A 22,266-nucleotide genomic window follows, 5' to 3' on the forward strand; every position below is an offset into this window, starting at 1 on the left:
GCCGGCTGCCCGATCAGGCAGCCGGTTTTGCTGCTATTAAATGACCAGTATATGTTCAACTTATCGTTTACACGATAACGAAGAGGACAGAAATAACCTGAAGAAGCAACGCTAAAAGTTTTCTGAAAGAAAGCTGCTTCGGAAGCATACACCTCGCCTTTATCCCCGGATTTTCCCCTTGATAAAAGGGAATCAAAAAATCTGGGGATAACAGCGATCGGAAGGTTGTTCTGTCATCGTAGTGGCGAGTGTAACCTTTTAAGTTGAACTGAGGGGAGCGAACGCGAGATATGCTGTTGGAGATGGAGCACATTACGAAGAAATACGGCGGCTTCACCGCTAACCGTGACATCCGTTTTAATTTGCGTGAGGGAGAGATTCATGCCCTGGTAGGTGAGAACGGGGCCGGTAAAACAACCTTGATGCGTATGCTGTACGGTATGGAACAGCCTACGTCAGGCACGATCAAAGTCCGTGGACGTGAGGTGAATTTTGCTACGCCGTCCCAAGCTATGGCAAGTGGCATCGGTATGGTGCATCAGCATTTCATGCTGTTCCCTTCCTTTACGGTGGCGGAGAACATCGTGATCGGACGCGAACCGGCTAAGGCAGGTGCATTTGACCGCAAAAAGGCAGCGGCCCAGGTGAATGAGCTTGGCAGACAATATGGCATGCCGGTTGACCCGTGGAAAAAAGTGTCCGAGTGCCCACTGGGTATGCAGCAGCGTGTTGAAATTCTCAAGGTGCTGCATCAGGGCGCAGATATCATTGTATTGGATGAACCTTCGGCGGTACTGACACCGCTGGAAGTAAAGGAACTGCTGGCGAACATGAAATCACTCGCCAAGCTGGGCAAAACCTTTGTACTGATTACACATAAACTTCAAGAAGTTATGGATGTAGCCGACCGAATCACGGTGCTTCGGGATGGTCAGGTGACAGGCACGTTGGAAGCCAAGGATACACATGTGGAGGAACTATCCCGTTTGATGGTTGGTCGTGAACTTGTGCGTATGGACAAGCAGCCATCGGTTCCAGCGGAAGCTGTGCTTCAGGTGGAAGGGATCAATCTGTCCGGAGCCAAGGATCGTTCGGCGCTTAAGGACATCCACATGGAGGTTCGAAAAGGTGAGGTCGTTGGTATAGCAGGCATCTCGGGTAACGGCCAGTCGGAACTGATTCAGGTCATTGCGGGACTGCGTAAGGCAGACAATGGTCGTGTCTTGCTCTCCGGGCAGGATACAACCAACTGGCCTGTGCGGCGCATTCGGGAGCATGGACTTGCTCATATCCCGGAAGATCGCTATATGTGGGGAGCGGCCAAGGACGCAAGCGTTCGTGAGAATGGACTGATGGGACATCATCATCGCTTGCAGTCACGTGGCATCATCAAAGCCAAAGCAGCAAGAACGATGGTAGAGAGCTGGATCAAACAGTTCAGCATCAAGACGGGTTCTGCAGAGACCAAGGCACAGTTTCTGTCCGGAGGAAACTTGCAGAAGCTGATTGCTGCCCGTGAATTTGCACAGGATACGCCGTTTCTGATCGCAGCCGAACCGACACGTGGTGTGGATATCGGAGCGATGGAGACAATCCATGCTGAATTGCTGCGTAAACGTAGTGAGGGTGCGGGCATTTTGCTCATTTCATCGGAGCTGTCCGAGATTTTGCAATTATCTGATCGGATTATTGTCATGTATGAAGGCGAAATTGCCGGAGAACTGAGAGCAGAGGAAGCAACTGAGGAACAGATCAGCTTGTTAATGGCAGGAGGGAAAGAGCGGATATGAATCGGGTAAAAGAAACACTTCGCGGACTCGTACAGCCGCTGCTTGCCGTATTCATCGGTCTGATTGCAGGGGCTGTAGCGATTCTGATCGTTGGCGGTAATGTGGTGGATACGTATGCGGAGATGTGGAAAGGGGCCTTCGGCAACTTCTACTTCTTCACCAATACGCTGGCTCGTTCCACACCAATTATCTTGGCAGGACTGGGTGTAGCGTTAGCATTCCGTGCCGGATTTTTCAACATGGGAGCCGAAGGCCAGATGATTCTCGGCGGGCTCAGTGCGGCGCTCACGGCGCTCTATCTGCCAGGCCCAGGCTGGTTCGTGTGTATTGCTGCGATTGTGGCAGGTATACTTGCCGGGGGAATCTGGTCCCTGTTTGCAGGTTGGCTGGATGCACGTTTCGGTATGAATCTGTTGATCACAACCTTACTTCTTAACTATATTGCGATTTATTTCGGGGGATACATGGTCTCCTATCCATTCAAGGATCGGACTGGATCAGCGGCAATGGCACAGACTCCGATGATTGATCAGGGTATCTGGTTGCCGAAGTTGTTCCAGGGCATGGGACTGCATGCCGGCTTCATCATTGCCATTGTAGCGGCCGTTCTGATCTACTGGTTCACACATAAAACGGTAACCGGTTATGAGATCCGCATGCTTGGCAGCAACCCGTCCTTTGCAACCTACGGCGGTGTTCGCCGCATTCGCATGATGATGCTGTCCATGGTCATCAGTGGCGGACTTGCTGGACTCGCGGGTGCAGGGGAAGTGCTCGGTACACAGTACCGATTCCTTGATGGCTCATTGTCATCGGCAAGTTACGCATGGAGCGGCATTATGGCAACCCTGCTTGCCCGCTCGCATCCACTCGGTACAGCTGTAGCAGCTATTCTGCTGGCTGCGTTACAGACAGGTGCCATGGGGATGGAACGGAATACGGATGTGCCGCTGGAAGTCGGCAGTGTCATCCAGGCCGTCTTGACGTTATTTGTATCAGCTCAGATCGGTTATTCATTCCTGAAGCGGAGAAAGGAGAAAAAGTCCAATGCAACAACTGTTTGATGCAGCCATGTTTGGCTCAACCTTGCGGATTATGACTCCAATCCTGCTTGCAGCGCTTGGTGGGGCTTTATGTTCCCGTGTCGGTCTGTTCAACGTTGGTCTTGAAGGACTGGTGCTGATTGGTGCGTTCTCCGCCATTGTCGGTAATTATCTGTTTGGCAATGTGCTGCTGGCTGTACTCTTTTCCATTATTATTGTGATGTTATTTTCGGCGCTGTTTGCCTTTATTAGTATTAATCTCAAGGCCAACGCCATCGTAGTCGGGATCTCGCTGAATTTCCTGGCTGCGGGAGTGACGACCTTTGCACTGCGTGCGATTTTTGATGTAAAAGGTGCATACTACGATAAAGACATGGTGGGACTTCCCAAGTGGGATATTCCGCTGATCAAGGACATTCCGTGGGTGGGCGATGTAATATCGGGGCATAGTCCGCTGGTCTATCTCGGCATTGTGCTCGTGATTGCATTGCAATTCTATCTGTTCAAAAGTGTATCCGGCTTCCGTCTGCGCTCCGTCGGTGAGAACCCGATTGCAGCACAGAGCATTGGGATCAAGGTACGTGGCATCCAGTATGGTGCCGTTCTGATGTGCGGCGTGTTGTGTGCCCTGGCTGGCGCACAGCTGTCGCTCGGTCAGGTGACGATGTTTACCGAAGGCATGACGGCTGGTCGTGGTTTTATCGCGCTGGTGGCAACGATGCTGGGACAAGCGAATCCGCTTGGCGTCATGGGTTCCAGTGTGCTGTTCGGCTTCATGGAGGCATTGAGTATTCGTCTGCAAGGATTCTCCCTGCCAACCCATTTCACCTTGATGCTGCCGTATATTGTGACGCTGGTCGCGATGTTCTTTTTCAAAGACCGTACCTATGCACAGGATGCACTGAAAGCGGGCGGAAGCTCGCGTTAATTCCTGAATGCCTATGCTAGAGACAGTAAAAGAAGGAGGAATCCCACTTGCATAACAAGGCTGAACGTTTGAAAAAAAGTAAAACCCCGGCATCCAAAACAGGCAACGATCACGGAGATCGTCTGCCGCCGGGACAGATGCTGACGGAGAAATTCCCGATTCTGCATGAAGGGGAAGTGCCGGAATATGACCTGTCCACCTGGGACCTGAAGGTATTCGGCGAAGTGGAAGAGGAGAAGGTGTTCTCCCTAGCTGAGTTGCAGGCCATGCCTCAGGTGAACACGGTGAGTGATATTCACTGTGTTACCCGTTGGTCGAAATTCGATACGCCGTGGGAAGGTATTCGCTTCTCCGATTTTGTGAAGCTTCTTGGGGTTAAACCGGAAGCAAAATACGTCATGATCCATGCAGATCATGATTATGAGACAAATGTACCTCTCGAAGAATTGATGCATGATGACGTACTACTTGCATTCAAATATAACGGCGAGCCACTAACGCCCAAGCATGGTTTTCCATTGCGTATGGTTGTGCCACAACTCTACTTCTGGAAGAGTGCGAAGTGGATACGTGGGCTGGAGTTTATGACAGAAGACCGTAACGGCTTCTGGGAAGTGAATGGTTTCCACCATTTTGCCGATCCGTTCAAGGAACAACGCTTCTCGGGTGAAGATCTGCCGATTCCGGAAGACGAGTGGACGAAGAAGGAGTTTGATTGATATGTTGATGCCTATTTTACAGATTCATTCGGAGGACATGCCGGCATATGCCATCGTCTGTGGTGATCCGGCACGTGCAGAGAAGATTTCCCGCAAGCTGGAGCAGGCGAGAGAACTGGCGTTCAGTCGGGAGTATCGCACGTTTGTTGGCTTGTATGAAGGGGTACAGATCGCTGTGGTTAGCCATGGTGTAGGTTCACCTGGAGCAGCTGTCTGCTTCGAGGAATTGATTCGCGCGGGTGTAACAACTCTGATTCGTGTAGGTACAGCGGGATCGTATACAGCCGATTATCCGGCAGGCAGTGTGATTGTGAGTACAGCCGCTGTTCGTACAGACGGGTTGACTCGCCAACTGGTGCCGGATGGTTTCCCAGCGGTAGCGGACATTGGGGTGACGCAAGCACTGATCGAGGCTGCTCGTGAGCAGGGGAGCGCGGATGCTGCATTTGCAGGCAAAGTGGGCGTTGGTATCACCGTAACACTGGATGCATTCTTCGCAGGCGTGGAAGAGATTCCACACCGCAAGTACAAGCAGGCTGGAGCACTGGCAGCCGAGATGGAAATTGCGGCGCTCTATATTGTTAGTACCTTGCGTGGCGCTCGCGCTGGAGCGATTGTCGCGATCGATGGATTCGCGGACAGCGATCTGGCTGCCGAGTATGATCCGCATACGGATGCGGTTGGACAAGCAGTGGAGCGAGAGATTAATGCAGCGCTACGTGCGCTAGCCGCTCTTGCTCGCCAGGATCAGGCATAGGCTGGTTAAGGAAAGTATGCATTTTTTTTCATTGTTACAAGCAAAACAGTAGATGATGTCCATTTGAGGTGGACAATATAAAAAGGGCGTCCCGTAAGGTCATGAATATGACCCAGGGGCGTCCTTTTTGAGTTCTCCGTTTATAGTTAAGTGGAGCCTTTTAAATAAACTGAAAAAAGAAGAGGGGATGCAGGTACAATAGCGAATTGTATTTGCATGACATGTCATTAAATTGGGAGAGTGATTAAATATGGGCTGGAGTGAATTACGTGAAATTCCTAATGAATACAACGATGAGGTACAGCGGATTGATGAGCAACTTTTGAAACTGGTTGCAGCCAGAAAGGATATAACCGGAGCTGTTCAATATCAACCCCCTCAAAATATCATCGATGAATGGGTGGGCTTACTGGATATGAAGGAGGAAGATATACGATATGTTCTCCGTAGCGTGCAGCCGATGCCGCAAAGACACTACTATCCAAGTGAACCTCTCCAATTGACGAGTGTGGTACCGATTATGAAGAAAATGATTAAAGATTCGTGTGAGTATATGATCACGCATTCGATGCAATATGAAGGCGAAAGCCTCGTATATGTGGAAATTCAATATAAGGGGAATGAAGCTGAGCGTATACAAATGGTTCCACATTTGGCTCTGGAAATATTCAGCGAACAGAGATATATAACCATGAGACACGGCAGTCGTGGAGGAGGTGGGGAGACGCAAATTAGTTTCCGAGTGGTTCCTGCCCTTCCTTCTTCTATGGAAAATGTTCGATTCTCCTTAATTCCCTCAATACCAGAGTTCGAATACAAAGTAGAGGAGATCATTTTGGATAAACAGGTTGATTTCGATTAACAGGGAACAGGATACTTCACGAAAAATGACGTATGGATAATGCGCATGTACTAAGGGCGCAAAATCTATACGTCATTATGTTTATCTGGGGAAATAACACCTTGTTCTTTCTCAAATGCTTCAATATGTTGTTCAATAAGATACTCAATTTGCATTGCGATAGATCGTTTGTTTTTGTCCGCAATCACTTTAATTTTCTCAAAATTCTTTTCTCGCAGCCTAAGTGTAAAGACTCTTTTATCTGTAGCCATGAAATAAAATCTCCTCAAAAAGTAATGTTCATATTGTATCATTTAATTCAAATAACACATAACTTGGGGGACCGCCTGATCCTCGAAGAGAATGATAATGCAGAAAGTGGGCACGTTATATAAAGGAACATCAACCATGAATACGAAAAAGGGAGGACTCTATGATGACACAGAACAATCAACCTCAGGACGAGGCGGAAATTCGCAACAAGCTGGATGAAGATGGGGATTCCTTGATGGAGAAAAAGAAGATTCTAAGCGGAGTGGACATTGAGCCGCAGGCGGACGAATGGGCAGCGAAGCCATCACCTGTTGCTTTTAATGAAGGAAATACTTCTTCGAAAAAATAAACAACATGAGCATCATATGGGCTTGGTGGAATGAAAATAAGTTTAAACGAAGCAGGTACCCTGATGGTATCTGCTTTTTCGTTGTATAATAATGTGAAATTCATTAGATGAAAGAGTGATGGGGATGAGTACAGGTACGATTAACATCAGAAAGGCAGAAATGAGGGACTACTCTGGCGTGTCATTGTTGATGGATGAGCTGCACCAGATGCATGTCGAGGCGCGCCCGGATCTATACAGAGCGTTAGAGACGAGAATGGAGGAAAAGGAGTTTACCGAACTACTGGAAACGGACAAGCGTTACCTGTATGTTGCCGAGTCTTCGGAAACGGGCTTGATTCTGGGTTACGGGAGTGCGCAGTTAAGTGTAATTCAAGATAACCCATTGATGGTGGATCGCAAGATGCTGTACATCCATGAACTTGTAGTGGATACCAAGCATCGGGGCCAAGGAACAGGCAAACAGTTACTACAAGCATTCATCGAGTTAGGGAGAGAGCTTCAGGCAGACAGCTTGGAATTATCCGTTTCGACTTTTAATTCTGGCGCGCAGGCTTTCTATGAACAAATGGGTCTGGTCGTCCGCAGCAGCAGGATGGAGTATACTTTGTAAGATGCATCGCTCTATTTAATTAGGAATAAGCAATCCATTTTTAACAAAATATCAAAACACTCTTGAATACCCCCATGGGGTATGTTACTCTTAGAAAAGAACGAAAGAAAAGGGGTGTTCATGATGGATCATCAGAGCCATCCCGAGGAACCTTTGCAATCCTCCGTAACTGATTCAACAACTGAAGCTTCGGATACAGTTCTAGAAGCGGCATCCTGTCATGCCGAGGGCAGTGATGGGAAGCATGTGCGCAAGAGTCATCATTCACAGGAGATGAAGAGTAACCTGGTATCTCGTTTGAACCGTGTGGAAGGTCAGATTCGCGGAATCAAGGGATTAATTGAGAAGGATACGTACTGTGATGATGTGCTGACACAGATTGCCGCGGCTCAGTCTGCTCTTAATTCGGTAGGCAAGCTTCTGCTTGAAGGCCATATGAAGAGTTGTATCGTTGAGCGCATTCAGGCTGGTGAACATGAGGTTGTGGATGAACTGCTGGTTACGATGCGGAAGTTAATGAAGTAAGTTATGTCAATTCAATCAAGTTATCATTTTAATATACCCCAAGGAGGAATTTACAATGTCTAATGTTACGTTGAACGTTACGGGAATGTCCTGCAATCACTGCGTGAAATCAGTTGAAGAAGCTGTGAAGAATACCGGTGCGAGTGGTAAGGTTGATCTGGCAGCGGGAACGGTATCCGTGGAATATGACGAGCAGACGGTGAACGTGGATCAGATCAAGGCTGCCATTGAAGATCAGGGATATGATGTAGTCTAAAGGAACACAGGCTTAAACCGAACATGCTCATGGGCGAAAAAGAGGTCAAAGACCTTTTTCCACGAGTCAGGTTTAAGCCTAATTTTCTGTCTGGTATATACCCCTTGGGGGTATAGTGGAATACAACATACAATAAATTGAATCGACATGAAAGGAGCTGACATGATGGATAACTCAACCAATAAACCAATGGATAGATCATCTGAACCTACACCAATGCCACCTATGGCAGATGCACCAGGACTAAAGACAACACTGCACATCACGGGGATGACCTGTGCTGCGTGTTCGACGCGAGTGGAGAAGGGATTGTCCCGTATGGAAGGGGTACAGCAGGCCAATGTGAATCTTGCCATCGAACAGGCAACCGTATCTTATGATCCGAAGACAACCAACGTGAATGCGTTGCGGGATAAAGTGGAGGCGCTTGGCTACGGTACGGTGACAGAATCGGTTGATCTGAACATCACCGGTATGACGTGTGCTGCCTGTTCCGCCCGGATTGAAAAAGGTCTTTCCCGACTACCGGGTATATCTCAGGCGAATGTGAATCTGGCGCTGGAGACAGGGCATATTGAATATGCCGCTGGCGCACTCAAACCTTCGGATATTACCGCCAAAATCAAGCAGATGGGCTACGGTGCCGAGTTGCAACTTACGCAAGAAGAGACCACATCTGTTCGTGAACGTGAGCTGCAGCGCAAAAAGTGGAAATGGATGATATCTGCCTTGTTATCGATCCCATTGCTATGGGCTATGGTCGGGCATTTCTCATTCACATCCGGAATCTATGTACCTGAGCTGTTCATGAACCCTTGGTTCCAGCTGCTACTGGCAACGCCGGTACAGTTCGTGATTGGGTGGCAGTTCTATGTAGGAGCATACAAAGCACTACGTAACCGCAGCGCTAATATGGACGTTCTCGTCGCACTGGGTACCAGCGCAGCATTTTTCTACAGTCTGTATCTGACGTTATCCAGTGGGTACTTACCTTCTACAACAATGGATCATGGTGCAATGGGAACAAGCACAGCCGCCATGCCTTCGGTAGAACTCTATTATGAGACAAGTGCGATTCTAATTACGTTAATTTTACTGGGAAAATGGTTCGAAGCTGTGGCGAAAGGCCGCTCTTCACAGGCGATCAAAAGCCTGATTGAACTGGCTCCACGTGAAGCCCGTGTCATTCGTGACGGACAGGAAGTGATGGTTCCTGCCGCATATGTCGTGGTAGGTGACTTGGTTCTGGTGAAGCCGGGGGACAGTATACCTGTGGATGGTATCGTTGAAGAAGGTCAATCCTCAGTAGATGAATCCATGCTAAGCGGAGAAAGCCTCCCCGTGGATAAAAAGCCTGGAGATCCCGTTACAGGTGCTACGCTGAACAAAAACGGGGTATTACGATTGCGTGCGACCCGAGTGGGATCGGACACGGCTTTGTCCCAGATCATCAAAGTGGTGGAGCAAGCTCAGGGCTCCAAAGCACCGATTCAGCGGATTGCAGATGTCATATCAGGCATTTTTGTTCCGATTGTCGTCGGTATAGCCGCGCTTACGTTCCTGATCTGGTATCTGTTTGCAAGTCCGGGTGACTTCGCTGGTTCCCTTGAAAAAGCGATTGCCGTGCTTGTCATTGCCTGTCCATGTGCACTGGGGCTGGCAACGCCGACTTCTGTCATGGCTGGATCAGGACGTGCGGCTGAATATGGCATTCTGTTCAAGGGCGGCGAACATCTGGAGTCGGCACAACAGATTCAGACCGTGGTGCTCGACAAAACAGGTACAGTAACCCAAGGTAAACCGGTCCTTACGGATGTTATCACGGCTCCGAATTGGACGGAATCTGATCTGCTTGAGCGCGTGGGAGCGGCCGAACAGAGTTCCGAGCATCCGCTGGCAGAGGCGATTGTTGCAGGTATCCGTGCCAAGGGTCTGGAGCTGCCCCCAACAGAGAAGTTCGAGAACATACCGGGATACGGTGTGCGAGCTTCAGTAAAAGGGCAGGAAATTCTGGTCGGCACGCGTCGTTTGCTTGCGGATGCACAAGTGAATGTCTCTGAGGAAACCGTTCAGCAGATGAACCAACTGGAGGAGCAGGGACGTACAGCGATGCTGGTTGCGGTGGATGGTCAGTGGGCGGGGATCGTGGCTGTAGCTGACACCATCAAGGATACTTCTCGTGAAGCCATTGGTCGACTTCAGGCGATGGGGATCGATGTCATCATGATCACGGGAGACAATGAGCGAACAGCTCGCGCTGTAGCAGAACAGGCAGGGATCGGTAAAGTTCTGGCTGAGGTGCTGCCGGAAGGTAAAGCTGCGGAAGTGAAGAAACTTCAGGAGAGTGGCCTGAAAGTGGCGATGGTAGGTGACGGCATTAATGATGCTCCGGCACTTGCTACTGCTGATATTGGGATGGCCATCGGAACAGGAACGGATGTAGCAATGGAAGCGGCGGATATTACGTTGATGCGTGGTGATCTGAACAGCATTGCAGATGCGATTGAGATGAGCCGGCGCACGATGGGTAACATCAAACAAAACCTGTTCTGGGCACTCGGATACAACGTTATTGGTATTCCCATTGCGGCAGTTGGCTTCTTGGCTCCATGGCTGGCAGGGGCCGCAATGGCGTTCAGCTCCGTGTCGGTTGTCCTGAATGCGCTGCGTCTGCAACGCATGAAACTGAAGAGAAATGACTGAACGATCTTTGTTTAAATCGATATCCAACGTCTCATTGTAATAGAGTGAGGATAAATAAATGCGCGGTTCGCTGCGGCGGACCGTGTTTTTTTGTTGAATGCTCTTTTGTGAAAATGGATCGATTGTATTCATGAATAAAGCTTACGTTTTCTGAATTTTTCAAAAATGAGTTGACAATATGGACATATTCACATAAAATTTAAACGATCGTTTGATTCAAACAACTGTTTAAATCAAATTAGAACTATTTGAGTAATGGAGGACACCTTTTATGTTACAGGCTTTACGTACATTGTTTAAAAAACCGCCAGTGATTGTAGGGATCGTAACAGCACTTATGTTCCAAGTGATCTTTAGCGTGATCTGGATGACCGCATATTCTGGAGTAAATGACCGTACGAAAGAATTGACGGTTGCGATTGTGAACGAGGACGGCGAAATGTCCAAAGGCATAGCAGACTCACTCGCAGGAACACTGCCTTTCCATACCGTATCCAATCTGAGTGCGGCCGAAGCGTTGGACCAGCTGAATCAGCACCAAGTACACATGGTGCTGGATATCCCGGCTGGATTTAACGAATTGCTTCAAACGGCTGGCTCAACCGCCGAGATTAAATACACCATTAATGAAGCGAACCCGGTTACGATTAAAAGCATGATGCAAGGTGTATCACAAAGTGTGACAAACACGATTAACAAACAAGCTACAGCACAAGGAGTACAGACCGTGTTGACCGCTTCAGGTGCGCCTGCGGATCAGGCAGCTGAAGTCGCTACGAACCTGGCTACCCGAGTGGAAGGAACGACAACGTCCATCAACCCGGTTAACGGGATGAATAATCAGATGGTGCCAATGATGATGGTACTGGCTTCGTATGTAGGAGCCATGATCATGGGGATGAATCTTCAGACAGCGATGGGCATGTTGTCATCTACCTATTCCCGCATGACTTTGTTTGGCGCGAGAGTAGTCATTAACGTGGGTTCTGCATTGGTCGTTTCCCTGTTGGGATCATCATTGATCGTGGCATTGGGCGGACAGATTGCACAAGGATTTGTCGCATTCTGGTTGTTCCAGGCGCTCTTCCTGTGCACGTTCATGTTCTTCTCCCAGTTCTTCCTGATCTGCTTTGGACCAGCAGGAAGTCTGTTCAACATCATCTCACTGTCCCTGCAACTGGTATCCTCCGGTGCAATGGTACCGCGTGAATTGCTGAACAGCTTCTATAGCGGCATTGGCCAGTACCTGCCTGCAACATACGCCGTTCAAGGTATTCTGAGCGTGCAGTTGGGAGGCCCAGGAGTTCAGTCTGCTGCTGGCTCCATCGTGATTGTATTGTTGGTTGCTGTTGCTTTGTCATTAGTCGTGACGTTGTTGAAAAAACAACGCATGCCAGCTATGGCTCCAAGCCCTGCTCAAGCAAACAACTAATACAGCAGATGTATACCATTGCATCATAGGATAGGACAAGCCCCCCGATGATTTTCATCGGGGGGCTTGGTGTAATATAATAGACAGATACAGTACCTGATTACAGCCCTTGAGCTGGAGCAGATGAAATGAACGGACAAGAGGGAGCGGGACGGAATGACTGAACCGGAATTGGATATCAAAACGAGGATATTGCTTGCAGCCAAGAAGCTTTTTGCACAGCAGGGGTATGACGGGACGAGTGTTCGTCAAATCTGTGATGAGGCGGGTGCGAACGTGTCACTGGTCTCATACCATTTTGGCGGCAAAGAAAAGGTGTTCGAAGCATTATTTGAACATTTTTTCCCGGATCATATGATGAACTCGCTGGCGGAAGAGTCCATGTCCTCGCCTGTGGAAGGTATCCGACGAATTATTGGTGAAGTTGTGAAGTTCACGATGACGGATCGGGAGATGAGTGATATTGTGCAGCTTGAAATTACACTGCGTACACATCGCACAGCTACCGTATTTCGTTTTCTGGACCCTGTTTGGACCCGAGTGAGGGAACTACTGCAAGAAGGAAAAGACCAGGGATTGTTCCAGATTGAGTCCGTAACTTATGCAATGCTTCAGGTCATGGGTGTAGCATTGGCGCACAACCGGGCCAAGAACTCACGATTTGGCTTTGATTATCAGGACATGAATACAGACGAGCTCGCTGAGCAGACGATTGAGTTCGTACTTCGAGGATTGGGAGTGAACAGCCATGAATGAAACCATTGAATTGATGATGAAACACCGCTCTGTACGCAAATTCAAGCCAGACCCGGTGAGTGATGAGCAGCTTACAGCCATCGTAGCGGCTGGGCAGATGGCTTCCTCTTCAAGTAGTGTGCAGGCCTATACCGTGATTGCTGTGACTGACATAGAGCAAAAAGCCAAGCTTGCTGAATTGGCAGGCAATCAGGCCTACGTCAATGAATGTCCCGTGTTTCTCGTATGGTGTGCTGACCTATATCGACTGAGTGATGCTGCGAAACGTCATCTTCCTGAAAAGGAATCGTATGCCGATTCAACAGAGAATTTCATGGTAGCCACGATTGATGCTGCACTGGCTTCTCAGAATGCCGCTCTTGCAGCAGAGTCACTAGGATTCGGAATCGTATACATCGGTGGGCTCCGCACACGGATTGAAGAAGTCGCTGAGCTGTTGGGATTGCCGGAGGGTGTATATCCGGTGTACGGCATGTGTATCGGTGTTGCAGATCAGGAAACGGGAATCCGACCACGTCTGCCACTGGATGCAGTTCTGCATCATAATCGCTATAATGCCGAGCAGAGCCTGCAAGGTGTTGAGCGTTATGATGAGACAACGACGGCGTATATGAAAGAACGGACCAATGGTGAACGAACGACTCCATGGTCCGAACTGATGGCGAAGCGCCTGACTGAGCCGACACGTTTGCAGGTGAGACCGTTCCTGGAAGGCAAAGGATTCTTGAAGCGTTAAGTTAAACCATAGAAACGCTTTGTGTTCTGATAAAAGAGACGAGCTGCCCGCTCGGTTCCCATGCCAGTGATCTCACTCCATGCCTGGATAACCTGTCTGGTCATGGCGGGGTGTGTCATTCGTCCCTGAAACGGCCCTTCGAAGGGCCAAGGTCCGTCGGTCTCGGCCATGACTTGTTCCGATGGATATTGCCGGGCGAGTTCACGAATCTCTTCTTCGTAATGAATATCTGGCGTGAAAGAGATGAAATATCCATTATCAGCCATGCGTCTAATGGTTTCGCGAGATCCCTTGAACCAGTGGAAATGGGCGCGTCGGAACTGATTTTGCTCCAGCAAATCACAGACGATATCCGCATCTTCGTATACCGCATGAAGGACAAGTGGTTTGTTGTGCTTTTTGGCGAGCTGGATGAAACGTTCAAGCAACTTGATATACCCGCTCTGATCGAAGCGCTGCCCTGCCTGCTCCGCTTCCTGACGGTTGTAATAGGGGAGGCCGACTTCTCCTATGGCTGTAGCTTGTCCAATATGCTTCTCGATCCATTGGAAGAACAGGTCCATTTCTGCAACGGACGGCAGTTCCTGTTCTGGATGGAAACCGAAGGCCGGATAGATGTTACGTGGATGTATTTTTGCAAGCTCCAGATTGGCCTGGGCAGAAGCGAGATTCATGGACACGGCAATGACTGCTTCGACCTGCTGAGACGGGAAAGATAACAGCATCTCGCGTTGTTCGTCAGGGGTATACTGATCGAAGTGAATATGAGCATCAATTAATGGTGCAAAAGCTTGAGAATGCACGAGGGTATTCCTCCTTGTGTTCATTTATATTCTAACTATGTTACGCAGAATTTCTTATGGTGGATCACCCATTAAAGGAAAATAATAACTTAAAAACCCGCGCTATTATGATAGGCGGGCTTTCTGCTGTTCTTCTCTCATCCACTGTGCAATCTGCCGTTTACGCTCCAGAAAAGCGGATTCTTCCGTAATTTCTTCTCGTCTTGGGCGATCAAAAGGAACATGTACCTCGTGCAACACGGTTGCAGGTCGGTTAGATAACACATAGACCCGATCTGCAAGCAGCAGTGCTTCTTCGATATTGTGGGTGATGAACAGCACCGAGCGGCGGTTCTTTTCCCAGATATCGAGCAGCCAGCGCTGCATGTCGCTACGTGTCAGTGCATCCAGCGCGCTGAAAGGTTCATCCAGCAGCATTAATTCCTGCGGACTGAGCAGGGCGCGCAGAAATGCAGCACGCTGCTGCATTCCGCCCGACAGCATATGAGGATAGGCTTGCTCGAATCCCGCAAGACCCACGCTGCTTAACCACTTACGAGCTTCTGCAAGTGCTTCGGCCCGAGGGGGAGCGCTTGAAGATACTTCACCAGCAAGCAGTACATTGTCTTCAATGGTGCGCCACGGGAAAAGGGCGGGCTGTTGTGGCATATAACTAATTTTGCCACGTTGGCCCGTCACATCATGACCGTTCATGAGTACTTGCCCTTCCTGAGGTTTCAGCAGACCGCCGATGATATGGAACAGGGTGCTTTTGCCACAGCCGGATGGCCCAACGATAGCGACAAACTCGCCTTGCTCCACCTTCAGGGACAGGCCGTTTAGAACCGGTAGCCTACTGCGCCGTTCGCGGAATGATGCATGAACATTAACAACGTCCAGTGCAGGTGGAACGGGAGCAGGAGCAGTATTGGCAGGTCGATCAGGGTTAGCCGGGTGAAGCCTTTCACCGTGCTTTGGCTCCATTACGCTTGCTTCTCGTCCAGGCTGGACTTGTTCGTCCTGTTGCCGATTCATATGATCATCACTTCCTAATATACAGATTACTTCTTTACTACCGCTTCTGTGGCCGCCAGCGCACGAGCAGCTTCTCCAACAGGGCAATGAGCAGGAAGAGCAGTAAGCTGAGCGCGACAATAATCATGATTGCCACGAATAAACGATCTGTGCGATAAGCCGACTTTTGCAGCATCATATAATAACCAATACCCTTGTCTGCACCAATCCATTCGGCGATGATGGCACCCATCACGCTATAGGTAGCGGCGATTTTGACACCGGAGAACACAGATGGCAGCGCATGGGGAAGCTCCAGCTTCCAGAAGATATGGCGACGTTTGGCACCAGCCATGCGCATATAGTTCATCATTGCTGCATCTGTACGGGTCAAGCCGTCCATGGCCGCCACTGCAACGGGGAAGAAACAGACCAGGATGATCGTAATCAGCTTGGGCAACAGCCCGAATCCGAACCAGATTAACAGGAGCGGCGCGAGCGCGATGGTTGGGATATTTTGACTGAGAATAAGTAAAGGATACAAGGCCGACTTGAGAAAAGGGACCAAATGCAGCACCATTGCAATCAGTAATCCAACCGCTGTGCCAGCGGCGAATCCGATCAGCGTTAACTGAATGGTTGCGGAAGCGTGCATGCCAAGCCGTTCGGTCTGGGTTGCCGCTTCGCGGGCGATGTCGGACGGTGCAGGCAGCATCCATTTCTCAATATGGAAGAGAGAGACGGCTCCCTGCCATATCGCTATAAAGAGAATAACCGCCACAAAGGGCGGCCATACACTTTTGAAATAGGCATGCATTAGCGATACTTCTCCGTCAGGGTATCCATGCTGAAGCCAGTAGGGCTATGGGCGATCTTGATCTGAGAGATGATGCTTGGGCTGCCAGCCTCCACAAGTACCTCGTGCATCTTGCGGACAACCTCCAGCAGTTCCTCCAATTCCCCCTCCATCGTGGTGTCGAGCGCGTTCACCTGATACTTAAGGCCAGATTGCTGAATAACTTCAATGGCGCGATCTACATAAGGATAAGAGTTCTCGCCATTTGGCGTTTTGGGAATAACCTGAATGCTAAGCAGTGTGCTTGCCATGAGAGATCACGGCTCCTTTCGAATGGGTGGTATAAGTCGAACATAGCGAATGTACACTTTACCACTCCGATTGCAGTACCCTCTTCCGATCGCTGTTATCCCCGGATTTCTTGATTCCATTTTTAATGGAGGAAATCCGGGGATAGCATATGCTTCCGAAGGAGCTTTCTTTCAGAAAGCTTTTAGGTGAGCGCTTCGCTTCTTCAGATGGGTTCTGCACTCTTCGTTCTTGTGTACATAAAGGTCAACTTAACAGTTAGATTTTATTGGGGTAAGAACTCGTTCGTATATGCTTTGCTCACATCGATCTGTTCATCCAGTAGTTTTTTGCTAAACATCCAGTCCGTGTAGTTCTGCCACACTTCCTGCTTTTGTTCTCCCCAACGCGGGGCGTCATCCGTGTACTTTGGACTAAGCCATTTCTGGCTTGCCACCACGAGGTCTTTATCCAGATCCGGTACGGCCTTGATCAGAATGTTCGCTGCGTCTTCGGGATGATCAATCGCATATTGATACCCTTCGGAGGTGGCCTTCAGGAATGCTTTCACCAGCTCAGGGTCGTTTTGAATCGTCTGCTCGTTCGTTACGAGGACAGGCGTGTAGTAATCCAGTGCATCTGAATAATCCTTCACATATAACATGTCGATCGGTTCCCCGCGAAGTTCGGCTTCAATGCCCGTCCAGGCGTAGAAAATCCACGCAAAATCAATATCCCGTTTCACTGCGGTGAAAAAGTCAGCGTCACCCATGTTAATATTTTTCACTTTGGATACATCGGCGCCTTTGCCTTCCATAATGGATTGCATCACGGCTTCTTCCACTGGAGAACCCCAGCCGCCATAGGTTTTGCCTTCAAAATCTTTCGGTGATTTGATATTCCGATCCGCCGGAGCAGCGAACCCGGATGTATTATGCTGAATAACTGCTGCGATGGAGACGAGTGGAACACCCTGTGTACGGGCTTGAGTAACACTCTCCTGATAACTCACGCCAAAAGGCACTTCATTGGAGGCAACCATCGTATCTGCGCCACCGGCACCTGGCTGTACAATCTCAACGTTCAGGCCTTCGGCCTTATAAAAACCTTGATCAACGGCCGCATACAGGCCTGTATGATTCGTATTTGGTGTCCAGTCGAGCACCACTTTAATATCCTTCAAGGCGGCAGTGTCACCTTCGTTGCTGCTTTCTGTATTTGTGTTGCCGTTCTGTCCTGTCGGGGCAGCTTCTTTGCCGCCACATGCGACTACAGTCACCATAAGCACGCATAAGAGCAACAATCCCATCGTTTTACGCCATTTCATCTTTGATTCTCTCCTTCGGTATGTCCGGCCGAGTGGCACGGGGTACTCCTTGGCTTCATATCCAATCATCTTGCATAAATCGACAGATTTATACCAGTTGAGATCCGGATGACGTTATTTTGAACATAAGAAAAACGTCTATCGATGTCATTCGAAGAAGCCAGACCGCGTTTAGCGGAAGTTTTTCTTGCAATATCAGGAAGGTGATGCTTCGAAGCTTATACTTTCTGATATCAACAAAAAAAGCGTCCCGTAATCCGGGACGCGTGCAGGCGTTAGAGAGGTGGCGTTCAGCCATAGGGCTGTGCCATTTCGATATACTCCGATTCCTACGCTGGCATGATCCAGATCAGGTCTAAGGGTTAGTATCTTGGTGGGATACACTCTCAGCCGGCCAATTCCGACTCCCCTGGGAAACTATGAAGTTACGGGCATTACTAGGTGTAATTATAGGCCAGCGAGTGGAACGTGTCCAGTCAGGAACTGGATAGGGACACGTATGGACTTATCAAACAGGCCGTTATACATATGTATAACAGCCTGTTTAGATGTGTTATTTTCAATAATTATCGTGGCGAATCATATAAGGAAATCTGGCTGAGTGCAAAAGCATCGGATTTCGGGTCATAGCCTACCTGTTTCTGAGTGGTTTCCAGATTCAATCGTTTAAACCGATTATTCGAGATCCCATGCAGTATGGTGAAGGGCTCCAGATTGGTAGCTGTAATTGCTTTGAACATCAAATCACACAAGTCAGCCGGACTAATATACGCGCTCATATCCCTTGCCTCCAACGCTGGTCCGTCCGATTGAAAATCATCATATGCACCTATACGTACCGCAACACTTTGTAAACCTTCGGTATACGCAAAATAGGAAGCGAGCGATTCTCCAAAACATTTGCTAACCCCGTACAAATTCCGTGGGCGTGTCGGCATGTCTGGATAGACTTGAGCATCAATGGGATACCCCTCGATCGTCTGTGCACTGCTTGCCAGAATGACTCTTCGTACACCTTGGTCCTTCGCTGCACGGAATACATTAAATGTACCTTTGATATTGATGTCCAATAACGATTCATAGAATCCGGCATACGGGGAAGGATCTCCCGCCAGATGTACAACCACATCCATGCCTTCGCAAGCATGCTGACAGGCTTCGGGATCTGTCACATCCAGTGTCATGACTTCATGGCCTGTCCCTTGATACGTATGTAGTCTGTCGATATTCAAATCCGTTAGTCGCAGGTGAAATGCTTCTGACAAGTGTTGGGACAAGTCACGTCCAATTTTCCCTGCTGCGCCGGTAATTAAAATGTTCATAAATCAACTCCAATTCTTAGCGCTGGAAGAACTCAATCCATTCTTTTTCAGGTCCATAGATGAAGAAATAGCGGTAACCGTTAGGCAGTGTAATAATCTCTCCATCAATAAATTCGGCTTCGGTGGCTTGGATGCGTTTGTACTCAGAATCAAGATCATCCACGTGGATCGCAAAATGGTGTACCGTACCTTCGGAAGGCAGCTTGTCGCTGTATCCTTGAATTAACTCAATCTCAGTCTCGTTACTTCCATTGAAGCCAAGGAAGGCGAGCTGAATGACGCCGTTGGTATGGGTTACCCGGTCTTTCAATTCAAGACCAACAATCTCCGTATAGAAACGCAGTGTGGTATCCAGATCACGCACGGCAATGCCGACGTGGTCAATGCGTTTTTGAAAACTCATAATCCAAATCCTCCTTATGTAGTGAATGCTTCTACCATTTTAAGGGATATCATAGGGCTGTACTACAGGGTTGTCAAATCCAGTTTTAATTTGGAAAAATCATAATTGTTCACAGAATGTTCACTTATGTGGGGGCATCCATGATCTCTATAATTGTCAAAGTAAACAGAGAGGATGAGAGAATTGCCAACAAGCAAGAAGGAACAAATAATTTTCGGATTAATGATGTGTACAGGAATGGTCGTAGTCATGATGTTCTTCAATCTATGGCACAGTGGGTTACTCGGCAAGATGTCCCCGCTTGAGATACTGCTTCAATTCATATTATGTTTTGTCATCGCGTTTCTGGTGGAGTCCTTCATTGTTGGCCCTGTGGCGAGAAAGATTGCTTTTTCCTTGCCCTTTGACAAGTCCAACAAGATTTTGGGTGTGCTCGCCATGTCATTTTTTATGGTGATCGGTATGGTTTTGACCATGTCCATGTATGGAATGATTTCGGCATATCTCGCGGATCAATTAAATGGGGCATCCGTACTCCGTACGTACCTTCATACAATCGCTCGTAACTTCAGCCTGGCGCTTCCATATCAGTTAATCATTCTGGGACCACTCGTACGATATGTATTCGGTAAATTCATCAAGGGCAACGGGCCTGTATTGCCTGCCGTTAACAAAAGTGTGTGATTCAGCCGGTCCCAAAGTATTTCCTGGGCAATCTTGTGCAAATGAATAAAAATTATTCTCACCTTTAATGAAAGGTGATTAGGGAGGAAAAGATAGGGCACTTGCCACCATGATTACAGCGCTAACGAATCGAGAACACCTTATTAGGCCAGTTTGTAGGGAATAAAAAATCTAACGAATCTCAGCGGCGTTATTATGCTAAGAAACTGCAACGAGACCTTGATTTGAAGCTAGTTATCTAGAATAACGTCTCTAGGATTCGTTAGATTTCAAACATGCAGAAATGGAGATAAATAGCGTGTACCAGGTTCGTTAGAACAGAATAACGCTACAAAAAAATGTCCACCATCAGGTCATGACAGTAGACATCTTGATTTCTTTAATAGGTAATTCTAATTCTCAGGACTGCATCGACACATAACTGTTAAGTCGCTGGATCGACTACATGTTTGTTCTGCCATTGATACGTGATCACGCTAATGACAAGCAGGCCAACTGCAAAGATGGCAAGCATCCATGCAGACTGATTAACCGCCAGATGATCAAGACTCCATCCCGTCGTCAAAGGCAGAATGGCACCGCCAACCCCACCTGAGGCAATCAAAATGCTGGGTGTGGATTCTTCTGTTCCGGGCAGCAGTTTACTGGCGAAGACAAGGGCAATGGAGAATATCCCTGACATCGCAAGTCCAAGCAGTAAGATGATGAGAAATGCAGACCAGATTTGGTTTGTGAATGGAAATACCATTAACAAGAGAACAGATGCTAGACAACTGTACAGGACATAGACGCGGTATTGGAATTTCTCTGCGATATACCCGGCAAAGAGTCGTCCGACAGACATGGCAATCCAGAAACAGGTGACACTAAGCGCTGCTCCGGCTTCCTTCATGTTCATTTTCTCAATCAGGATCGCTGGCATGAAGTTCGCAAGACTCATCTCCGTGCCAACATAAAGGAAGAAGAACAGGACGAATAGTACCAGAAGAGTCAGGTTACGTCCGCGATAGGTTGGACCGGGTGTGCTTGCAGATGCGGGGTGCATCTCACCCGATGTCCCAGCAGAGTGCGTATGTACGGAAGCATGATTTGAACTCCGTCGATCCAGTACCTGATCCAGCTCTCCAAATGATCCTTTCGCCCAGAAAACAAAGGTCAGCGCTGCGCAGGTCGCAACAACGAGAAAGGAAAGGCGCCAGTATCCGGCAGCAATCAGACCGCTGGCCATGAGTGGCATGACCATCGCCCCGATCCCGAATAACACTTCCAATCGGCTCATGGCAACGGCTGTATTGTCTTTGATTGCAGCAATGATAATGGTGCCAATGACAGCCTCAACCATTCCGAATCCGAAGCCGGCTGCGGGTGCGATGACGAACATCCAGCCCCATGGTGGCAACAGCATGTAGGATAATTCTGCAATAAAGAGCAACGCTGTGACGATTAATAGACCTCCCCTTTTACCGAAGCGTCTGTTCAGCCATGGAGATAACAATACACCACCCAGGAATCCGGCAAATTGAGCAAAGATCAGCGTCCCGCCTTGGCTGTAATCTTTGCCGTAATGTTCAAGTGCAACGGGCAGAATGGAACCGAGCACAACGTGGGCAAGTCCAATCAGGAAATAGGACAGACATCCGATCCAAAGTAATTTTTTCATAAAGAACTCCTTCTACTTATATACATAAATTGAGGATCACAATAAAGCACAGTCTTGGAAACAAAGTCTATCATAACAGGACATGTTACGTTGTGCCATGAATTCCGGATAGATACAGAAGATTGCAATTTGGTCTATCGTTCGTATATACTGAAACACAACAATTACAGATCGGAACCATGCCGTTGAAGAGCATCCAACTCGGAGGTGTTTTCGCCAGGGGAGCGATATTTCCCCAAGTTAACCGGAACCGCCCGTTATCGCGGACC

The 22,266-nt window shown here is 48.6% G+C and carries 24 protein-coding genes and 1 riboswitch; of the genes, 15 read left to right on the forward strand and 9 right to left on the reverse strand.

Annotated features, from left to right (window positions below; translation table 11 throughout):
- Positions 1-290 precede the first annotated feature (290 nt).
- The 6 genes from AC1S8V_RS02270 (at position 291) to AC1S8V_RS02295 (ending at position 6,099) form a co-directional block, all read left to right on the forward strand.
- Entirely contained in the window at positions 291-1,790 is a 1,500-nt protein-coding gene (locus AC1S8V_RS02270; protein WP_482072255.1) for an ABC transporter ATP-binding protein, read from the forward strand.
- Positions 1,787-2,854, forward strand: a complete 1,068-nt coding sequence (locus AC1S8V_RS02275) for an ABC transporter permease (protein ID WP_482072256.1) — start codon at positions 1,787-1,789, stop codon at positions 2,852-2,854. Before AC1S8V_RS02270 ends, AC1S8V_RS02275 begins: the two co-directional genes overlap by 4 nt.
- Positions 2,838-3,761, forward strand: coding sequence for an ABC transporter permease (locus AC1S8V_RS02280; RefSeq protein ID WP_017691011.1), 924 nt, complete (start codon positions 2,838-2,840; stop codon positions 3,759-3,761). Before AC1S8V_RS02275 ends, AC1S8V_RS02280 begins: the two co-directional genes overlap by 17 nt.
- 47 nt (positions 3,762-3,808) lie before the next feature.
- Positions 3,809-4,480 carry a sulfite oxidase-like oxidoreductase gene (locus AC1S8V_RS02285; RefSeq protein WP_036673147.1) on the forward strand — a complete coding sequence of 224 codons (672 nt, stop codon included), beginning with the start codon at positions 3,809-3,811 and terminating at the stop codon, positions 4,478-4,480.
- A 1-nt stretch (position 4,481) separates the two neighbouring features.
- Positions 4,482-5,237, forward strand: a complete 756-nt coding sequence (locus AC1S8V_RS02290; RefSeq protein WP_482072257.1) for a nucleoside phosphorylase — start codon at positions 4,482-4,484, stop codon at positions 5,235-5,237.
- 250 nt (positions 5,238-5,487) lie between these two features.
- The gene (locus AC1S8V_RS02295) at positions 5,488-6,099 is read left to right on the forward strand and encodes a hypothetical protein (RefSeq protein ID WP_482072258.1); all 612 of its coding nucleotides are present in this window, start codon (positions 5,488-5,490) and stop codon (positions 6,097-6,099) included.
- Positions 6,100-6,164: 65 nt separating this feature from the next.
- Here the strand turns inward: AC1S8V_RS02295 and AC1S8V_RS02300 are convergent, their stop codons facing one another.
- Positions 6,165-6,350, reverse strand: coding sequence for an Arc family DNA-binding protein (locus AC1S8V_RS02300; RefSeq protein WP_482072259.1), 186 nt, complete (start codon positions 6,348-6,350; stop codon positions 6,165-6,167).
- A gap of 164 nt (positions 6,351-6,514) precedes the next feature.
- Here AC1S8V_RS02300 and AC1S8V_RS02305 point away from each other — a divergent pair, with 164 nt between their 5' ends.
- The 8 genes from AC1S8V_RS02305 (at position 6,515) to nfsA (ending at position 13,721) form a co-directional block, all read left to right on the forward strand.
- Positions 6,515-6,700: a hypothetical protein gene (locus AC1S8V_RS02305; protein ID WP_036616704.1), complete on the forward strand. Its 186-nt coding sequence runs from the start codon at positions 6,515-6,517 to the stop codon at positions 6,698-6,700.
- A 124-nt stretch (positions 6,701-6,824) separates the two neighbouring features.
- The gene (locus tag AC1S8V_RS02310) at positions 6,825-7,313 is read left to right on the forward strand and encodes an N-acetyltransferase family protein (protein ID WP_482072260.1); all 489 of its coding nucleotides are present in this window, start codon (positions 6,825-6,827) and stop codon (positions 7,311-7,313) included.
- A gap of 123 nt (positions 7,314-7,436) precedes the next feature.
- The gene (locus tag AC1S8V_RS02315; protein ID WP_458127136.1) at positions 7,437-7,838 is read left to right on the forward strand and encodes a metal-sensitive transcriptional regulator; all 402 of its coding nucleotides are present in this window, start codon (positions 7,437-7,439) and stop codon (positions 7,836-7,838) included.
- A gap of 55 nt (positions 7,839-7,893) precedes the next feature.
- Positions 7,894-8,094: a copper ion binding protein gene (locus AC1S8V_RS02320; RefSeq protein WP_482072261.1), complete on the forward strand. Its 201-nt coding sequence runs from the start codon at positions 7,894-7,896 to the stop codon at positions 8,092-8,094.
- A 189-nt stretch (positions 8,095-8,283) separates the two neighbouring features.
- Complete coding sequence (locus tag AC1S8V_RS02325) at positions 8,284-10,797, forward strand: heavy metal translocating P-type ATPase (RefSeq protein WP_482072262.1); 2,514 nt, start codon at positions 8,284-8,286, stop codon at positions 10,795-10,797.
- A gap of 271 nt (positions 10,798-11,068) precedes the next feature.
- Positions 11,069-12,229, forward strand: coding sequence for a YhgE/Pip domain-containing protein (locus AC1S8V_RS02330; protein WP_482072263.1), 1,161 nt, complete (start codon positions 11,069-11,071; stop codon positions 12,227-12,229).
- Positions 12,230-12,385: 156 nt separating this feature from the next.
- A complete protein-coding gene (locus AC1S8V_RS02335; protein ID WP_482072264.1) occupies positions 12,386-12,985 on the forward strand; it encodes a TetR family transcriptional regulator in 600 nt (199 codons plus the stop codon).
- Positions 12,978-13,721: an oxygen-insensitive NADPH nitroreductase gene (gene nfsA / locus AC1S8V_RS02340; protein WP_482072265.1), complete on the forward strand. Its 744-nt coding sequence runs from the start codon at positions 12,978-12,980 to the stop codon at positions 13,719-13,721. Before AC1S8V_RS02335 ends, nfsA begins: the two co-directional genes overlap by 8 nt.
- Here nfsA and AC1S8V_RS02345 read toward each other — a convergent pair.
- The 7 genes from AC1S8V_RS02345 to AC1S8V_RS02375 form a co-directional block, all read right to left on the reverse strand.
- The gene (locus AC1S8V_RS02345; protein WP_482072266.1) at positions 13,718-14,548 is read right to left on the reverse strand and encodes a TatD family hydrolase; all 831 of its coding nucleotides are present in this window, start codon (positions 14,546-14,548) and stop codon (positions 13,718-13,720) included. The two genes, nfsA and AC1S8V_RS02345, sit on opposite strands and share 4 nt — an antisense overlap.
- An 81-nt stretch (positions 14,549-14,629) precedes the next feature.
- On the reverse strand, positions 14,630-15,538 hold the full coding sequence (locus tag AC1S8V_RS02350; protein WP_482072267.1) for an ABC transporter ATP-binding protein: 909 nt from the start codon (positions 15,536-15,538) through the stop codon (positions 14,630-14,632).
- Between the two features lie 37 nt (positions 15,539-15,575).
- Positions 15,576-16,334, reverse strand: a complete 759-nt coding sequence (locus AC1S8V_RS02355; protein ID WP_482072268.1) for an ABC transporter permease — start codon at positions 16,332-16,334, stop codon at positions 15,576-15,578.
- Complete coding sequence (locus AC1S8V_RS02360; protein ID WP_017690996.1) at positions 16,334-16,624, reverse strand: thiamine-binding protein; 291 nt, start codon at positions 16,622-16,624, stop codon at positions 16,334-16,336. Before AC1S8V_RS02360 ends, AC1S8V_RS02355 begins: the two co-directional genes overlap by 1 nt.
- Positions 16,625-16,887: 263 nt before the next feature.
- Positions 16,888-17,928 carry an ABC transporter substrate-binding protein gene (locus tag AC1S8V_RS02365; RefSeq protein WP_482072269.1) on the reverse strand — a complete coding sequence of 347 codons (1,041 nt, stop codon included), beginning with the start codon at positions 17,926-17,928 and terminating at the stop codon, positions 16,888-16,890.
- Positions 17,929-18,236: 308 nt separating this feature from the next.
- Positions 18,237-18,349, reverse strand: a riboswitch (TPP riboswitch).
- A gap of 145 nt (positions 18,350-18,494) precedes the next feature.
- A complete protein-coding gene (locus tag AC1S8V_RS02370; RefSeq protein ID WP_482072270.1) occupies positions 18,495-19,250 on the reverse strand; it encodes an NAD-dependent epimerase/dehydratase family protein in 756 nt (251 codons plus the stop codon).
- A 16-nt stretch (positions 19,251-19,266) separates the two neighbouring features.
- Entirely contained in the window at positions 19,267-19,653 is a 387-nt protein-coding gene (locus AC1S8V_RS02375; protein WP_482072271.1) for a VOC family protein, read from the reverse strand.
- 174 nt (positions 19,654-19,827) lie between these two features.
- Here AC1S8V_RS02375 and AC1S8V_RS02380 point away from each other — a divergent pair, with 174 nt between their 5' ends.
- The gene (locus tag AC1S8V_RS02380; protein ID WP_482072272.1) at positions 19,828-20,337 is read left to right on the forward strand and encodes a DUF2798 domain-containing protein; all 510 of its coding nucleotides are present in this window, start codon (positions 19,828-19,830) and stop codon (positions 20,335-20,337) included.
- 424 nt (positions 20,338-20,761) lie between these two features.
- Here AC1S8V_RS02380 and AC1S8V_RS02385 read toward each other — a convergent pair whose 3' ends face one another.
- Entirely contained in the window at positions 20,762-21,997 is a 1,236-nt protein-coding gene (locus AC1S8V_RS02385) for an MFS transporter (RefSeq protein ID WP_482072273.1), read from the reverse strand.
- Positions 21,998-22,266: the final 269 nt, after the last annotated feature.

Source organism: Paenibacillus sp. B46(2026) (assembly GCF_056786355.1).

Excerpts from the sequence above, each read along its gene's own strand:
- AC1S8V_RS02380 (WP_482072272.1), top strand. The coding sequence starts at position 19,828 with ATGAGAGAATTGCCAACAAGCAAGAAGGAACAAATAATTTTCGGATTA.
- AC1S8V_RS02360 (WP_017690996.1), bottom strand. The coding sequence starts at position 16,624 with ATGGCAAGCACACTGCTTAGCATTCAGGTTATTCCCAAAACGCCAAAT.
- AC1S8V_RS02315 (WP_458127136.1), top strand. The coding sequence starts at position 7,437 with ATGGATCATCAGAGCCATCCCGAGGAACCTTTGCAATCCTCCGTAACT.
- AC1S8V_RS02385 (WP_482072273.1), bottom strand. The coding sequence starts at position 21,997 with ATGAAAAAATTACTTTGGATCGGATGTCTGTCCTATTTCCTGATTGGA.
- AC1S8V_RS02370 (WP_482072270.1), bottom strand. The coding sequence starts at position 19,250 with ATGAACATTTTAATTACCGGCGCAGCAGGGAAAATTGGACGTGACTTG.
- AC1S8V_RS02295 (WP_482072258.1), top strand. The coding sequence starts at position 5,488 with ATGGGCTGGAGTGAATTACGTGAAATTCCTAATGAATACAACGATGAG.
- AC1S8V_RS02270 (WP_482072255.1), top strand. The coding sequence starts at position 291 with ATGCTGTTGGAGATGGAGCACATTACGAAGAAATACGGCGGCTTCACC.
- AC1S8V_RS02290 (WP_482072257.1), top strand. The coding sequence starts at position 4,482 with ATGTTGATGCCTATTTTACAGATTCATTCGGAGGACATGCCGGCATAT.
- AC1S8V_RS02310 (WP_482072260.1), top strand. The coding sequence starts at position 6,825 with ATGAGTACAGGTACGATTAACATCAGAAAGGCAGAAATGAGGGACTAC.
- AC1S8V_RS02305 (WP_036616704.1), top strand. The coding sequence starts at position 6,515 with ATGACACAGAACAATCAACCTCAGGACGAGGCGGAAATTCGCAACAAG.
- nfsA (WP_482072265.1), top strand. The coding sequence starts at position 12,978 with ATGAATGAAACCATTGAATTGATGATGAAACACCGCTCTGTACGCAAA.
- AC1S8V_RS02300 (WP_482072259.1), bottom strand. The coding sequence starts at position 6,350 with ATGGCTACAGATAAAAGAGTCTTTACACTTAGGCTGCGAGAAAAGAAT.
- AC1S8V_RS02335 (WP_482072264.1), top strand. The coding sequence starts at position 12,386 with ATGACTGAACCGGAATTGGATATCAAAACGAGGATATTGCTTGCAGCC.
- AC1S8V_RS02320 (WP_482072261.1), top strand. The coding sequence starts at position 7,894 with ATGTCTAATGTTACGTTGAACGTTACGGGAATGTCCTGCAATCACTGC.
- AC1S8V_RS02345 (WP_482072266.1), bottom strand. The coding sequence starts at position 14,548 with ATGAACACAAGGAGGAATACCCTCGTGCATTCTCAAGCTTTTGCACCA.
- AC1S8V_RS02275 (WP_482072256.1), top strand. The coding sequence starts at position 1,787 with ATGAATCGGGTAAAAGAAACACTTCGCGGACTCGTACAGCCGCTGCTT.
- AC1S8V_RS02350 (WP_482072267.1), bottom strand. The coding sequence starts at position 15,538 with ATGAATCGGCAACAGGACGAACAAGTCCAGCCTGGACGAGAAGCAAGC.
- AC1S8V_RS02355 (WP_482072268.1), bottom strand. The coding sequence starts at position 16,334 with ATGCATGCCTATTTCAAAAGTGTATGGCCGCCCTTTGTGGCGGTTATT.
- AC1S8V_RS02280 (WP_017691011.1), top strand. The coding sequence starts at position 2,838 with ATGCAACAACTGTTTGATGCAGCCATGTTTGGCTCAACCTTGCGGATT.
- AC1S8V_RS02375 (WP_482072271.1), bottom strand. The coding sequence starts at position 19,653 with ATGAGTTTTCAAAAACGCATTGACCACGTCGGCATTGCCGTGCGTGAT.
- AC1S8V_RS02365 (WP_482072269.1), bottom strand. The coding sequence starts at position 17,928 with ATGAAATGGCGTAAAACGATGGGATTGTTGCTCTTATGCGTGCTTATG.
- AC1S8V_RS02325 (WP_482072262.1), top strand. The coding sequence starts at position 8,284 with ATGGATAGATCATCTGAACCTACACCAATGCCACCTATGGCAGATGCA.
- AC1S8V_RS02330 (WP_482072263.1), top strand. The coding sequence starts at position 11,069 with ATGTTACAGGCTTTACGTACATTGTTTAAAAAACCGCCAGTGATTGTA.